We start from the raw sequence: 13,981 nt of genomic DNA, 5'->3' as shown, positions 1-13,981 counted from the left end.
TGTCGCCAGGTGTTAACCATCAAAACCAGGTTTCCATCTGCATCCCGAACGACCATTCGCCGCCCGATTTAAAACCACTGCTGCCCAGCGCGTCATCGCTGGCGTAATTATTGAGTTTTTTGCTCCAGTCCATCCACGAGGTGTAAAGACGGATTTCAGGACGGCTGAAGAAATCGCCGATGTCGCCAACCTTAAAGGTCGGGGCGAAGGTGAGCTTGTAGAAGCTGCCGTTTACCGCATGGCGATCGTTATAACCTTCAGGTTTGAGATCCATATACTGGTAACTGCCTTCATAAGCGAGGGCGAAGTTTTGATTGATCTCCTGGATCAGACGCATGTTGAGGGTTGCCCACTGGTAGCTGTCGCCATCGACATAACGGTCTTTACTGGTTTGTGCCAGTATCGCCGGGGCGATAAACCAGTTCTTGCTCAGTGGCGTGGTGCCGTAGCTGGCGAAGCGCCAGGTGTTAGCCCCCGAGCGTAACGCGCCGTCAGAGCCGACACCTTTAACTTCGGCACCCAGTCCGTGACCGTAGAGCAGGGCGGTTTTGCTGGCACCTTCACGCAGGCCGTAAAAACTGTCGTTGTGCAACCCGAGCAGCGCATGTACACCGGTATTTGCCGCATCGCCTTTGACCGGATTACCGTTGGTATCCTGGCGTTCGTCGTTGTCTTTTGCCCGCATCCCGCTGACCATCATCTGCACCGGCCCGATGAAATTGTTCATGCTGACGATGTAGTTCTGCACACTGTTGCTGGTATCAGCAATATCGCCGAAGTTACGCCCGTAAAGAGAGAAGTTGCTGCGAACGCTGTCGTTCCACCTGACATCGTAAATACCGCCGCCGGTACCGGCGAGGAACACGACATCCGAGTCGATCCAGTGAATGTCAAAGTTATCCCGGTCAAAGCGTTTCCCGGCCCACAGGGTGGAGCCTTTAAACGGCCCGTCGAAGGTGGGCAAGTTGCCCAGTTCAACAAAGGCCTGACGCACGTTCAAATCACTGGTGCTCGCCGTCCAGTCGTTATAAGTGGTTTGACCGTCGGCGACCATGACTTTGAAGCGGGTCGTTGCCCCGTTATCCAGGGTCTGCTTATGTTCAAGATTCATTTCAACATAGGTATCGGCCTGGTTTCCCAGGCGGCCAATAGCCCCACCGGTTTCCCCTGCTGGCGTCATGTAGGCTCCGGATTTGGTGCTGGCGCCGGAGTCATTCATTATCACGCCGGAGCGGGCGTAGCCGTGGAACTCAAACCCGCTTTTCTCATCGGCTTTTTTCTCCAGTTTGGCGGTACGCTGAGCCACTTCCTGAGTGCTGTCCTGGGTTTTTTGTTGCTGTGTCGTGAGCTGCTGTACTTTCTTCTCTGCCGACTCTGCGCGGGTTTCTGCCGTTTGCGCTCTGTTTTCGGCATCCTGTAAGCGTTTTTCCAGCGCAATTAAACGGGCTTCGATACTGCTGAGATCCGTTTGTGCATGGGCTGAGGCGGCGCCGGTTAGCAAAGCGATAAGAACCGCGAGTGTGCTTTTTCTGAACATATTGATTGCATCCCAAAAGGAAAATAAAAAATTGTGTGTTTTTGCTAAACCGGTTTAGTTGCAATGTTAAGCACGACATTTAACATTTTGAAATTGATTTTGCTAAACCGGTTTAATAAGTGTGATGGATGCAACAAAGTGGACCGCGTACGACGGTATTTAGGATCAAATCTGGCGGTGTAGATCGCGCTGGTATGGCAGGGCAGTCATCGCGCCTTTCGCCAGGGTTGCCAGGGCACCGCAGGTTTGCGCCAGAGCGAGCGTTGGCTCCAGGGCATTGATATCCGCCGGCATCCCGTTGGCAGCAAGGCTGGCAAGCAGTCCGGCGACAAACGCATCGCCCGCACCGGTGGTATCCACGCTGACAACCGGTTTAGCGCTGAAATGGATAAACTGCTGCTGGAATGCGGCGATGACGCCCGCTTTACCCTGAGTCACCAGCAGTAATTCAGGCTGATAACGCTCAGTGATGCTGGCGATCCCCTGCGCGATATCATTACTCCCGCTGATGAGTATCAGCTCTTCTTCGGACAGTTTCACCACGTTCGCCAGACGCAGGGCGCGGTCGAGACAGGCGTGCAACAGGTTCTGATCTTGCCAGAGATCCAGGCGGATATTAGGGTCAAAGCTCACCCGGCCACCGGCACGTTTGATGTTCTCCATAGCCGCGAAGGTAGCACTGCGGCTGGGCTCGGCGCTGAGCGCGATGGAGCAGATGTGCAACCACTGTCCGGCGGCAAACTGTGGCAGGTCTTCTTCAGCCAGGAACAGGTCAGCGCTGGGGCGTACCATAAAGGTAAAGGTGCGTTCACCTTGGTCATCAAGGTCGACCACCACAGTGGACGTGCGGTGATGATCGTCAAGATACATATGGCTGACGTCGACCTGCTCCTGTTGCAGGGTATGACGCATGTAGCGGCCAAACGGGTCACCGCCGACGCGGCCGATAAATCCGCTGTTGCCGCCAAGGCGGGCAACCCCTACCGCCACGTTAGCCGGCGCGCCTCCAGGGCACTGTAGCAAGCGCCCTTCACTCTCCGGTAGCAGGTCCACCACTGCGTCGCCCAGAACCCAAACTTTTGCTTTCATGCTAAAACCCTCCAAGGCTAAACTTAATTAAACCGGTTTAGCATATTAAATCACAGTGAATGAGTGGGGGAAAGTTCCAGCCGGAAAAGCACTGCTCAGGGCATAAAAACGTGAGCCGCCTTACGAAATAGAATTGATTCGACAGCTGTGAAGACTTACGTCCTGGACACAAATGGATCCTGGATAAATTACCATGCAACTTGATGAAATTATCATGTTTTATCTTATTTACAGATAAATCAAAGGGCTTTTAACACCACACTTCTTGGCATAATGGTTAAGTGTAGTAATGCTCGCTCTGGATGGGTTTGCTTCTATGCTGCGCAGGTATTTGTAAGAAATACCCATTCTACTGGCGAGTTGTTGTCGCATCAGGCCAGCGAAACTGCGCAATTTCATCAGCGTTTCTGGAGGGTTTCCTTTAAAACTTCATCGACAAAACCGCTTTTTACCGTAGATACAGTAAGTGCCTCTTCTCTGCCATTATCCCAGCATCCAAGGTTACCGGGTTCTGATGTAGTCTGCCGATATGCAAGAAATGCAACGGCATCATGCTGGTTATGATGCTGTTTAATCTTCATTGTCACATGGACTATTCAGGGAGCGACAAGCGCTCCCACATGAAAACAGAACCACTCGTTTCATTTACGTGCTTCCTCAAAAGTAATCTCATACCCAATACTTCTGATTTAGTAGGGTTCTGATCATATCATGCAGCTCGATTGCGCTCAATTTGACGGTTTTCATCTTTACACAATGCTCGGTTATGATACTTTGTGATAGGCATGACAAGATCTGACCGTAATTTTTTAGAAGTGAGTTTGCCCGCCACTTCACGGGACAGCATACATCCGGATAAAACCGGTAACAGGAAAGGCTCCACGCTGCATACGGAGGAAACAGAATTAATGAATGATAAATTGCCGCCCTGCGCTGATACCAGGGTGGAACGTGTCCGTCTTAAAGATGGGGATTACTTTTTCCCTGCTGAACCCGCCATAAAAGCGGATTCTTTGCGGACAAAATCGCTCCTTCATCGTTTTAACCACACCGATCCTGCTCATATTGATTCCCGCCTGCTACTGATGAAAGAGTTGCTGCCTGAATGTGGGGAAGGGGTATCTGTCACCACGTCTTTCCACTGCAGCAGGGGGTATAACATTCGTAAGCGTCGTCTCAGCACCGTCTGGCAGATCCTGAAATTCCTGAGAGGATAGTGGACACCAAATATGGTGGACACTATCCATGAAATCATTAACCACAGTGCGTAAAAAAAGCCCTAATTATCCCGTTGAGTTCAAAATCAAAATGGTTGAACTCTCGCATCGACCAGATATCCGAGTCTTTGCGTTTGCCAGCGAGGATAAGGAGTACCAACCGTTACTCGATGATATTCTGGATGGTCCAATGGTTGGGCGTTTTGATACTGAGGAAGCCGGAAAGGCTTTGATCGATGGTGGATTGATTGAGCGTTTGATGTCAACTATCATGCCCTTTATCACTTCAGAGGCCCCTCTACCCGATACGCATCTACGTCGGGAAACAACCTGGTATTATCCACTGGAAGCTATTCGCGAAACTGTTGTAAATGCACTGGCTCATCGTGACTGGACACGCTTTGTTGAGATAGAGATTGGCTTGTATAGCAATCGATTTGAAGTTATTAGCCCAGGGGCGCTGAATAATTCGATGTCGATTGAAAAGATGGTTACAGGTCAGCGATCACCACGTAATACGATTATCATGGAAGTCTTACGTGATTATGGTTACGTTGATTTCAGGGGGATGGGAGTCAGGACAAAGATTATTCCACTAACACAGGCCATGAGTGGCCAACTCCCTGAGTTTACTGCAACAGATGATTACTTGAAAACAATACTTTATCGCTCACCATCTTCTTGATATATAAGGTCTGGCCTTTCCATCCATAAGAAAGGCCATTGCTGTAAAAAATAAATTACCCGCGACTGCAGCCGAAGCTACGGTCGCCATCTCCATATGCTTTTGTATCGAGTTTAGCTAGGTAGTCGAAGCGATTCAGTAATTTATTGTATTCTCCTTCAAAGTTAAAATCATTGACGTCTAAAATATAACGACAATTTTCAGGGTAGTGAACCAATCCCGGATAATCATCCAGTTCCAATCCCAGTGCGCTATACCATGCTCTTACAATCATCATCCTTAAATTTCTTTCAGCCTCATAATCACCTAAATGGTAATAAGCATCTTTATTAAAAAAAAGACCAAGGTGAAAGTGACATTTTCCTTCTTCGGAAAACTCCCGTGCCCAAACATGACGAACACGGTTTGGATATATTCTTTTGCCGTTAGCTGCTCTGGTTCTCTCATTGGCCTCCAACATGGCATTTAATGCATTACGGAAACGGGATATGGCACCAGGCTCTAGATTAGGAAAACAGCAAACAGTGTCACCTCTGTCTAAAATGGGTGGATAATGAACATCAACACGTAACGCCATTGTTCTGGGGAATTCACTGATAGCATCATTGACGACTCGTTCAATATGTTTTTTATAGGCGAGCACATGCTCACCATGGGAACCATGATATAATTCCATGTTTCGATCCTGTCGTTAGCCCTACGGCTTTGGATAGCCGTATATAGTAATATGATCAGACATAGCTGAATGTCTGTGGTTAGTTATATTAATTAACTGTTAATAGTAATGACTGTTATATCCGACATTCCGCACCTGATTTAGGAATAAATTTGCCGATAGCGCTCACCCAATACCTCCAAAATGATCTGCTGGTCTCCTGTTAGCTCCGTTACTTGTGGCGGAGCTTCTCCCAGTCGATATTCATGGATGCCACCAAAGCGCAAAAAGATCCAACGGGCCGTCGGCTGCTGGGTCGGTTTCTTTTTCATATCCGCCACACTGCGATTCTGCTCCACTAATCCCTGCCGGATCCGGTGCTCCAACGCTGCGTAAATCATCAGGCTACAGGTCATCACCATGAGCAACGCTTCAATCCGCTCCGGCTTTTTCAGGTACAGTGAGGAGGTTAAAAACTCCGGGCTCTTGAGAAAACGAAAGCCCCGTTCGACATTCTGCTGCGCTTTATAGGTGGCCAACAGTTCGGCCATGGTCAGCGTATCGCTGTGGTCATTGGTCGCCAGGATGAACACCCCGGTCTGGTTGCGGGCCTCTTCAACGCAAGCCAGGCTAGTTGCCGCCAACCCAGTGATTTGAAACTGATGGCCAATTGGCTCTTCGCCACGCTTGGGTCTGCCACGTCCTGTATAAACGGGTTCACCTACCACTTCGGCATCCAGTTGCAGCAGCATCAAGCTGGCGGTAAAACAGCTCAACTCAGCTTGGGCATCCGCCTCACAAGCAAAGCGTCGGGCACACAATTTGGCGAAGGCTTTGAGCTCGCGGGTACTGTCTTTGAGCAGGTTTTTGGCCAATGTCTGCTGCTCGCGGTGGCTGGCCTGTTCGCTGCGCACCAGCAACCAACGTTGCGCGACCCCGGCATAATTCGCGTGTTGCCAACGGCCATGATAGCCATTGCCCAGAGCGGTCAGCGGTTGTGCACCTATGGTTGCCACGGCCTGCTTTGCCTCATTGAGAGTGACGGGCACCCGGGTCACAAATAGTTGCTGCTGTTGCGCCAGTAATTGCAAGGTATCGGCGCAGTACAGTGCGGCATCGCCGACCAGATAACGGCACTCCTGCGCGGCCTTGAGACTGCTCAAATGGCGACGAACGGTCTGGGCAAAGGCTTTGGTGTCATTACTATTGCCGCTCAGGGCCTGCATATAGACAGGTAGGCCGGCCTGATTTTCACAGATGAGCTCAAGGATCACTTGATTCAGCTCTGGCCGGTGATCACGACTATAACCACGCACCAGTTGCAGCTTACCGACCAGATCCCCATCGGCACAGTCATAGGCGCCATCGACGTGGAAGCTGGTAATATCGAGGTGCACTGCGGTGCTTTTGAGCCCCAGCCGCTCGACAACTTGCGCCGCCATCACCTGATACAAGGCGCTGACATCGGCCTCAAAGAGGGCATCGAGACAGCGACCGAGCACATCATCATTGAGGTCATCAGCACAGATCCCGGGGCCAATCAGGCGCTCAACCGGCTTGTTAGCGAAGAATTGCGGGAACATGTGCAGGGTGCTGCTGTGAAAGCCGAGGCCGTTCACTATCATGGCGACCAAGGCTTCACCATGTGAGACCTTGAAAGGCGGGGTTTTGGGGAGCAAGGCATCGATCATGCGGGCAATGCCCAGTTCCTGGCAGAGTGCGGCGACCAAACCAAGGTGATCGAGGTTACGGATCGAGATAGCGGGTGCGGCCATGATGATCTACCTGCAAAAGAGAGTAATAGATCAGAACGGCCGATCGCCGTCAAGCACTGAAAATAGCAAAATCAGGTGCGGAATGACGGTTATATAATACCTTTCCAACAATAAAACTTGTTATCAACCCATTACCCATGCAGTAAAATAATTAAAAAGCAACTCTGCAATTATAATCACCCAAAGATGCCGTTATCCCAGTGTCTTTTTACCGTGGAAATACTTATTCCTAAGATCTTTGCCACCTTGGATTGAGAGTAATGCTTAGCCTTCTCACTCTGAATTAAATGGGAATATTTACTTCCTTCAGGCCTTCCTAGAATTTTCTTTGATTTTGCTTTGTTAGTAGGCATCTTTTACCCTCATCAAGCTATTAGGTACTAACTCCATACTGTCGAGATGTATGCAACTAAGTGGTTATGCTTAACATTGGTATCAGAAAGTATGGCTTACTTCACCGTTAAAGGGGTTAATAATGATGGCATCTCCTCCTTTCATCGCCTTTTGAGGTGTATCGCCTTCGGCAATCACAGGGACCATTACCGCTAGATCATTTGTGTAATAAATTGGTATCCAGCAATAGCATGATTGTTTAGGGGGAGTTTTATTTCTTTTCAATACTGCTTCAACTCCAAATGTAATAAGTTCAAAGATTGGCATAATCACAATGCTGCTCAAATCAAAAAAACAACCATCGTAGACTGTTTCCTTTATCAGTATGATATTAGATAACCCTCCTGCAATGAGATGTTTGTGGTTCACGCGCCGATCTGTGTAAATAAAAATTGCTTTTTTTACATTGAAACTTTTTATAATGTATGAGAGCTTTTCATGAATTAATTTTTTTTCGCTCTTACCCATCTTATCATGAGGTATTTTGTGCGCATAAAAATCTTGATCGACAACCTCGTTCCGGTGTCGAATGTGAGTGTTCCAGACGGAATAAAAAAACTCTTCGTAAGTTAATTTTGGCTCACCCCGTGCGATTGAGGGGGCCTTCTCTTCAAAAATACAGCCTAATGTTGACTCCAAAGTTTGAGCTATATGATATTGCGATGTTATTTTATTCAATGCTGGGGCTGTGGCGTTTAACAAAAATGATATCACCTCTGACCTAGAATATCCTTTTGCATTGCTATAGTCGTCAATTGCATCAATAGTTGATTTTTTGTTTGCGCTGAAAGTGATGCGTTTTTTCATATGTATCCTTGACTTTCGTTAATGTAAAATGTGATAAACGGTGTGATTTAGTATCTTTTATCGACGGATTGTTTCTGTTAATTAACCCAGCTATTCTTTAGAATAGCTGGGGAGTTATGATTTTGATGCTGCTGTTAATTACAATATACTGAGAAGGTTAATAGGAACCTATCAATGTCTTTGCGTAACCAATAATGTCGGCTGTTAATTTTCTTTGGGCGTGGTAAACCATTAGGCAGCTTGTCTTGGCAAAGCCATTTTCGAATTGTTTGGGCTTTAAGGTTTAATAGATGTGCTAACTCACTTGTGGAAACAAGTTCAGATAGAGATGTTCTGGATTGCTCATATATGCTCATGCTACCACCTCAATGATTGAGATGCAGGCATATACAAAAAGTAATGAAATTAGAAGGGAAAGAAAGGACCAAAAAGAAAACAAAAAAGCCAAGCTTGAATAAGCTTCAGGGTCAGGATCACTACCTTCGCTTGAGCCGGATGAGGTACTTTTAGTTGATTTAGACGCATTACCTTGCGAGTTTTCGGCCTGATTTTTGTGCGAGATGATACGTGCAAAAAAAACGCCCAAAGTTTTATGTCGATTGTTTTTATTGTATAAAGAGTTTTTTTCACTGAGGTGTCCAAGAGCAGCTCGAATCCTGATGTTCACCTGTCTTTCCTGAAATATGGACTCAGCACAGGTTTGTCGCTGCTTACTAGAACGAACAACTTTGATCTTACCCACGACCCGTACTATTCGAGCCTTTGAGCTGGTTTGCGCAGAACTCATCAAAGAATTAGACATAATGCTTTATCTCCTGATTTAAAAGTGGACGATGGAATTTAAACCTTAAAATACACTTATGTCAACGATGGATGTTGTTCTGTAATCTATTGATATTAAATGAAATCAACGCATATCAACGGTTATTTTTTTACAATATTTGCTTGCTGTAAGATCCACCTCTCAATTTTTTCATGCCATTTGCGCAACAGATCTAACGGACGACGGCGGTAGTGTTTTTCCGCCAGTGCACTTGGTTTGTGTCCCATAATTTGAGCAACAATACCTGTTGGCACTTCAACCCATTCAGCAAGAGTGCCAAAACTACGGCGTAAGCCGTGAAGGCTGATATGTGGTAACTCAGCTCGAGCTAACGCTCTGTTGTGTGCTGAACGCGGTTCAATAATTTTGCCACTTTTACTGTTACTTCTGAAAACCCAACCCTCCTTATTTACGTCAGAATTTGGGAATTGCGCTAGCGCACTTAACAGCTCAGAAACATAAGGAGTGAGAGGGATGATACGTTCGCCTTCGATCTTGTCTTTAATCCTCATGCTTGACCATTTGAAATCTACGTCAGACCACCGAAGTGACGCAATTTCTTCACGCCGTGCACCGGTGAGCAAAAGTACCTGGAGATAGGCCGATGCAATGGGATTATTGAGGCTACGTACGGCACTGAACCAGATTTTTAACTGTTCTTTTTGTAAGCAATCTCCCGCTTTACTCGCTGATACTGGAACCACTTTTCTCACGTTATGATCTTGTGCAATATCGCCATGGATTATTCCCTGATATTTTTTCTGGTAATTAGCCCATTTGATAAATGCACGCAACAGACGGTAGGCATGAGCAGTGACGGTAGGCCGATTTTGTCTCTCTGTACTTAGCCATGCGGCAATGTTCTCTGGTGTTAGTTCCGATAACGGTAGGTCGAGTAAGCTAGCCAATGGTCCAGCCGAGGTTGGGCCCCGGCCTCTTTTTTTACTTTCGCCTCCACGGCTGGACAAGTTAATGTGATCGGCAATGTATCGAGTAGAATATGGGCGTTTAGTTTTTGCGCTGATTCCGGCTCTCAATTCTTCAAGGTAATCTTCCCAAGCGCTTGTGAAGGTTACCTTCGTTTTACGAGATTCAGCCTGCTGTGATTCCGCTTCAGCAATTTTTTCTGCCTTAGCTATACGCGGATCTATCCCTGTATCGATTAATGTTTGCAGCCGCCTGGCTTCGGCCCTGGCATCATCAATTCTCCAATCGTTAATGTTGCCAATGGTCATGCGAAGGGTTTTTCCCGCATATACGCTTTGGAACACAAAAGCTTTTGTTCCGCGAGTTGCCCTACATGCCAGGGAAGTTACGTCCGCATCCCAAAGAAATGCCTGGGTTTTTCCTTCAGATAAAGCAAATTTTCGAATGCGCTCGAAGGTGAGTTTTTGTCTTGGAAGTGCCATTTTGGGGCTCCAGATGAGAAATGTTACATCACCATAATGTAACGGCTAGTGTAAGTAAAATGGGGGAATAAACATCAACGCGTGTCAATTTTTATCAACAGGTGTTTTTCATAACACAATGTTTTATAATGAATTGCTTGTTTTAATAGTAGGTTTTTAAAGGGGTGAAAATATAATAACATCGCATTCGTAATGCGAAGGTCGTAGGTTCGACTCCTATTATCGGCACCATCCCTTAGTATTTCCAAGTCAACTCAAATCAACAAAACCCTTTAAAAACATAGACATTACGCGATTTTTCGTCATTTGACGTCAACCCCTATCTCTTGAAATCAACATACAATTGGGGGCACAATCGGGGGCGTGTTCTGTTCGGTCTAGGAAATGTGCCCCCAATGATGCTGAATGCCCGCAAGGTTGAAGCCGCTAAAGGAAAAGAGAAGAGCTATAAGCTATCTGATGGAGGTGGCCTGTACCTTCAGGTTGAACCTAATGGTTCGCGTTACTGGCGTATGAAGTACCGTTTTGCTGGTAAAGAGAAGCGCTTGTCCTTTGGTGTCTATCCAACAGTCACCCTCGCAGATGCCAGACAAAAACGCGAAGACGCAAAGAAACTACTCGCAGCAGGTGAAGATCCTGGCGAAGTGAAAAAAGCAAAGAAGCATGCTTTAAACGCAGCGATCGAGACACTTAACCCATTCAGAGAAGTGGCGTTAGAGTGGCACAAAATGAAATCTCCCAAATGGTCTGAGGGCTATGCTTCAGACATCATTGAGGCGTTTGAGAAAGACATTTTCCCGCATATTGGACACAGACCTATAGCCGATATTCAGCCCCTAGAACTACTTGAAGTACTGAGGTTGATAGAAGCACGAGGCGCTATGGAGAAAGCGAAGAAAGTCCGTCAGCGATGCGGTGAAGTTTTCCGCTATGCCATCGTAACGGGTAGAGCAATCTACAATCCTGCACCGGATCTTGCCAGTGCGATGCAAGGACATGAAGCAGTCCACTATCCATTCCTCAAAGCCAACGAGCTGCCGGAGTTCTTTACTGCACTTAACGCTTATTCAGGAAGCCCAATTGTATTGCTGGGGGCACATTTACTTATCCTGACGGGTCTAAGAACAGGAGAGCTAAGAGCAGGTGAGTGGCGTGAGGTGGATTTTGATAATGCGGTGTGGGAGATTCCCAAAGAACGTATGAAAATGCGACGTGCTCATATTGTGCCGCTTTCAAATCAAGCATTAGTCCATCTTGAAACCTTAAAAGAACTGACTGGAAACTATCCTTTGATGTTTCCTGGGCGTAACGATCCAAGTAAGTGCATGAGTGAGGCCAGTATTAATCAGGTCTTTAAGCGTATTGGATATGCTGGCCGTGTTACTGGCCATGGCTTCAGACACACAATGAGCACTATTTTGCATGAAAAAGGCTTCAATAGTGCATGGATTGAAACCCAGCTTGCACATTTGGATAAAAATGCTATTCGCGGGATATACAATCATGCTCAGTATCTTGAGGGGCGTCGGGAAATGATGCAATGGTACAGTGATTTTATTGGTGGAACGGAGTCTTGAGTAATGGCAAATAATACTCTCAAGCTTCATCGAACTCATTATAGCATCAGTGAGACCGCTAAAATATTGGGCTGCGATGAGCAAGATGTTATTTATATTGCGGATGAAAAAGACATTCCATTGTCGCTAAGAATGTGTGGGCGATGGTCTTTTTCAAAGCATAAAGTAAGAGATGTGGACTCCTTTATTCAGAATATAAACTCTTTGAAAAAAGACAAAGATGGTTTCAGTTATATATCTGAGTTTAGTTTGATTAAGATTAACGAAGTTAAAAAAGATAAAAAACTAGTGCTGGCGAGTACAAAAGGCTATTTCCAAATGCCACCAAAAGTTAAAAGTGATTTCGTTTTTTATGAGGGGCAGTTCCCGGAGTACCCATCATTGTTATCTCCTGCTGGTACCACCTATTCTAAAATGGTCAAATATATTCAAATTGACTGGAAAAATGATGATGGGTTTGGATATGAGGGAGATGCGTACCTGGAGCGGGAAGATGTAAAGAAATTGCATCTAATATTAAATGATGATGTTTCTAATGATAAATATAAATCGTTATCAATTGCACAGCAAGAAAGACATGCTACCAAGAGAAATGAGATTCTAAGTGTAGCATTATATCTTTATAAAGAGGATATGGCATACCGAAAGGAAAATGCAGCAGCCCTTGCTGACCTTATCTTTAGTCGGGCTGAGGAATTTTGGCCTGATAAAAAAGAGCCTCCGCTATCACACCCAATTATTAGCAAACTAATATCATCTATATTCAAGAAACCATCATTTACAAAAAATTAACAATTTTGGCGAGTAAGGAGATTTTTCTTACTCGCCTTTTTTATATTTTTGAACGATGTTTTAATCCTCTTCGTTGATATAGATTGATACATAGAGAGGAACTCATTATGGGGTTTACTGATAATCGTCCTTCTGCTGACTCGCTCATTGATATGAAATTCATTACATCTGATTGTCTTTTTACTGATAAATGGATTTATAAACTGATTTCTCTGGGACGTTTTCCTAAACCAATCAAGTTAGGTCGTATGTCCCGATGGCGTGCTGGTGACTACTATGCTTGGCGTGATAGTCATTCTTCAGAGTAAAAACATTAGTATTAGAAGCATTTATGAGGAGTTTATATGAATTACCGTCTACAACCAGCGGGGAGTCAATACATATCCCTTCCAATTAAGAATGAATATGTTTCCGTGTTAGGAAACTATAAAGTAAGTCCGTTTAAAGAAACTCATAGCGACACTGCATGTATTGTGCGAATTATTGAAATATTTTCATTGAATAAGCTGCGCGCTAAAGGTGAAAAGCTGTATTCACTTACGGGGTTAACAGTACCTGATACGGAAGCTGTGGCGAATGAGATCAACCTGCTCCTGAGCCGTTATGCCCAGTTGTGTCGTCAGGAAGAGGAAGAGTTATCTTTCCGGCAGCGTGAAGTGACAAATGCGGAAGTTGCATGGAAAAGCACATTCTCAAAAAACGGCGTCAGTAGCATTGCTGAAGCCAAAACGAATAAAACGGGGCATGCTGAACGAGCGGATGCTGAACGGTGTTACCATCTGGCTGTTTCCCGGCTGAATGAGCAACATAGCCGACTGAGCACAATCAAGCTTTTACCGGGCGTACTGGCCGATGAAGTTAACTACATTGGTAAGGGAGTTGAGAAGCGTTTACTGAGCATATTTCCTCAATCCGGCCAGATCCCTGCTGATTTTATTTCTGTGTTTAATGACGGTGACGTTGTTCGTGATATTAAATTTATTACAGATGCACTCAAATCTTTGTCTGATTCTGTGAATGAAATTATTAGCCGTTGTAGCGTTCCAACTGATCGTTATGTATTAAATAACGGTGGAATGGCAAGAGCTATAGCTTACAGGGAGTACTATCGAGCAGATAATTATGTATTACGTTCAGTCGTTAGTGACCGGGATTATGTTGAGCATGTAATGAAATACAATCGGGTTACTGAGTACAAAAATAAAATCTTTTCTTAAATACT

At 45.7% G+C, this 13,981-nt stretch carries 14 protein-coding genes and 1 pseudogene; 6 read left to right on the top strand and 9 right to left on the bottom strand.

Annotated elements, in window-relative coordinates; genetic code table 11:
• Positions 1–19: 19 nt before the first annotated feature.
• From SK39_RS06620 to SK39_RS27800, 3 genes are all read right to left on the bottom strand, one after another.
• Positions 20–1,537, bottom strand: coding sequence for a carbohydrate porin (locus SK39_RS06620; RefSeq protein ID WP_003029587.1), 1,518 nt, complete (start codon positions 1,535–1,537; stop codon positions 20–22).
• A gap of 165 nt (positions 1,538–1,702) precedes the next feature.
• Positions 1,703–2,626 carry an aminoimidazole riboside kinase gene (locus SK39_RS06615; protein WP_003029584.1) on the bottom strand — a complete coding sequence of 308 codons (924 nt, stop codon included), beginning with the start codon at positions 2,624–2,626 and terminating at the stop codon, positions 1,703–1,705.
• A 228-nt stretch (positions 2,627–2,854) separates the two neighbouring features.
• Positions 2,855–2,998 carry a helix-turn-helix domain-containing protein gene (locus SK39_RS27800; RefSeq protein WP_223870241.1) on the bottom strand — a complete coding sequence of 48 codons (144 nt, stop codon included), beginning with the start codon at positions 2,996–2,998 and terminating at the stop codon, positions 2,855–2,857.
• A gap of 413 nt (positions 2,999–3,411) precedes the next feature.
• Here SK39_RS27800 and SK39_RS06610 point away from each other — a divergent pair, with 413 nt between their 5' ends.
• Positions 3,412–3,843 (top strand): maltose acetyltransferase domain-containing protein, encoded by a 432-nt coding sequence (locus SK39_RS06610; RefSeq protein WP_176350209.1) that lies wholly within the window; start codon positions 3,412–3,414, stop codon positions 3,841–3,843.
• Between the two features lie 28 nt (positions 3,844–3,871).
• Positions 3,872–4,528, top strand: a complete 657-nt coding sequence (locus SK39_RS06605) for an ATP-binding protein (RefSeq protein ID WP_003029581.1) — start codon at positions 3,872–3,874, stop codon at positions 4,526–4,528.
• 55 nt (positions 4,529–4,583) lie between these two features.
• Here the strand turns inward: SK39_RS06605 and SK39_RS06600 are convergent, their stop codons facing one another.
• The 6 genes and pseudogenes from SK39_RS06600 to SK39_RS06585 form a co-directional block, all read right to left on the bottom strand.
• Positions 4,584–5,204 (bottom strand): inovirus Gp2 family protein, encoded by a 621-nt coding sequence (locus SK39_RS06600; protein ID WP_003029579.1) that lies wholly within the window; start codon positions 5,202–5,204, stop codon positions 4,584–4,586.
• A 140-nt stretch (positions 5,205–5,344) separates the two neighbouring features.
• Complete coding sequence (locus tag SK39_RS06595) at positions 5,345–6,958, bottom strand: IS1634-like element ISAs25 family transposase (RefSeq protein ID WP_010674210.1); 1,614 nt, start codon at positions 6,956–6,958, stop codon at positions 5,345–5,347.
• 435 nt (positions 6,959–7,393) lie between these two features.
• Positions 7,394–8,158 carry a hypothetical protein gene (locus tag SK39_RS06590; RefSeq protein ID WP_003029576.1) on the bottom strand — a complete coding sequence of 255 codons (765 nt, stop codon included), beginning with the start codon at positions 8,156–8,158 and terminating at the stop codon, positions 7,394–7,396.
• Positions 8,159–8,292: 134 nt separating this feature from the next.
• Positions 8,293–8,514: a helix-turn-helix domain-containing protein gene (locus SK39_RS25485; RefSeq protein ID WP_003847740.1), complete on the bottom strand. Its 222-nt coding sequence runs from the start codon at positions 8,512–8,514 to the stop codon at positions 8,293–8,295.
• The gene (locus SK39_RS25480) at positions 8,511–8,960 is read right to left on the bottom strand and encodes a hypothetical protein (RefSeq protein ID WP_032296090.1); all 450 of its coding nucleotides are present in this window, start codon (positions 8,958–8,960) and stop codon (positions 8,511–8,513) included. The genes SK39_RS25485 and SK39_RS25480 overlap by 4 nt, the downstream gene beginning before the upstream one ends.
• A gap of 105 nt (positions 8,961–9,065) precedes the next feature.
• Positions 9,066–10,405: pseudogene (locus SK39_RS06585) on the bottom strand (tyrosine-type recombinase/integrase).
• 380 nt (positions 10,406–10,785) lie between these two features.
• Here SK39_RS06585 and SK39_RS06575 point away from each other — a divergent pair.
• From SK39_RS06575 to SK39_RS06560, 4 genes are all read left to right on the top strand, one after another.
• Positions 10,786–11,967, top strand: a complete 1,182-nt coding sequence (locus SK39_RS06575) for a tyrosine-type recombinase/integrase (protein ID WP_003838768.1) — start codon at positions 10,786–10,788, stop codon at positions 11,965–11,967.
• 3 nt (positions 11,968–11,970) lie between these two features.
• Positions 11,971–12,759, top strand: a complete 789-nt coding sequence (locus SK39_RS06570) for a hypothetical protein (protein WP_048216803.1) — start codon at positions 11,971–11,973, stop codon at positions 12,757–12,759.
• Between the two features lie 107 nt (positions 12,760–12,866).
• A complete protein-coding gene (locus SK39_RS06565; protein ID WP_000507057.1) occupies positions 12,867–13,067 on the top strand; it encodes a helix-turn-helix transcriptional regulator in 201 nt (66 codons plus the stop codon).
• Between the two features lie 36 nt (positions 13,068–13,103).
• A complete protein-coding gene (locus SK39_RS06560) occupies positions 13,104–13,976 on the top strand; it encodes a hypothetical protein (protein ID WP_016151880.1) in 873 nt (290 codons plus the stop codon).
• Positions 13,977–13,981 lie beyond the last annotated feature (5 nt).

It is taken from the genome of Citrobacter sp. BIDMC107 (assembly GCF_001037575.1).
GTDB lineage: Bacteria > Pseudomonadota > Gammaproteobacteria > Enterobacterales > Enterobacteriaceae > Citrobacter > Citrobacter freundii.
Note: the sequence above shows the minus strand (reverse complement) of the source record. Positions and strands in the feature narration are given on the sequence as shown.

Coding starts and splice junctions, on each gene's coding strand:
- SK39_RS06610 (WP_176350209.1), top strand. CDS start 3,412: ATGACAAGATCTGACCGTAATTTTTTAGAAGTGAGTTTGCCCGCCACT.
- SK39_RS06595 (WP_010674210.1), bottom strand. CDS start 6,958: ATGGCCGCACCCGCTATCTCGATCCGTAACCTCGATCACCTTGGTTTG.
- SK39_RS06615 (WP_003029584.1), bottom strand. CDS start 2,626: ATGAAAGCAAAAGTTTGGGTTCTGGGCGACGCAGTGGTGGACCTGCTA.
- SK39_RS06560 (WP_016151880.1), top strand. CDS start 13,104: ATGAATTACCGTCTACAACCAGCGGGGAGTCAATACATATCCCTTCCA.
- SK39_RS06575 (WP_003838768.1), top strand. CDS start 10,786: ATGATGCTGAATGCCCGCAAGGTTGAAGCCGCTAAAGGAAAAGAGAAG.
- SK39_RS06605 (WP_003029581.1), top strand. CDS start 3,872: ATGAAATCATTAACCACAGTGCGTAAAAAAAGCCCTAATTATCCCGTT.
- SK39_RS25480 (WP_032296090.1), bottom strand. CDS start 8,960: ATGTCTAATTCTTTGATGAGTTCTGCGCAAACCAGCTCAAAGGCTCGA.
- SK39_RS06590 (WP_003029576.1), bottom strand. CDS start 8,158: ATGAAAAAACGCATCACTTTCAGCGCAAACAAAAAATCAACTATTGAT.
- SK39_RS06570 (WP_048216803.1), top strand. CDS start 11,971: ATGGCAAATAATACTCTCAAGCTTCATCGAACTCATTATAGCATCAGT.
- SK39_RS27800 (WP_223870241.1), bottom strand. CDS start 2,998: ATGCGACAACAACTCGCCAGTAGAATGGGTATTTCTTACAAATACCTG.
- SK39_RS06600 (WP_003029579.1), bottom strand. CDS start 5,204: ATGGAATTATATCATGGTTCCCATGGTGAGCATGTGCTCGCCTATAAA.
- SK39_RS06565 (WP_000507057.1), top strand. CDS start 12,867: ATGGGGTTTACTGATAATCGTCCTTCTGCTGACTCGCTCATTGATATG.
- SK39_RS06620 (WP_003029587.1), bottom strand. CDS start 1,537: ATGTTCAGAAAAAGCACACTCGCGGTTCTTATCGCTTTGCTAACCGGC.
- SK39_RS25485 (WP_003847740.1), bottom strand. CDS start 8,514: ATGAGCATATATGAGCAATCCAGAACATCTCTATCTGAACTTGTTTCC.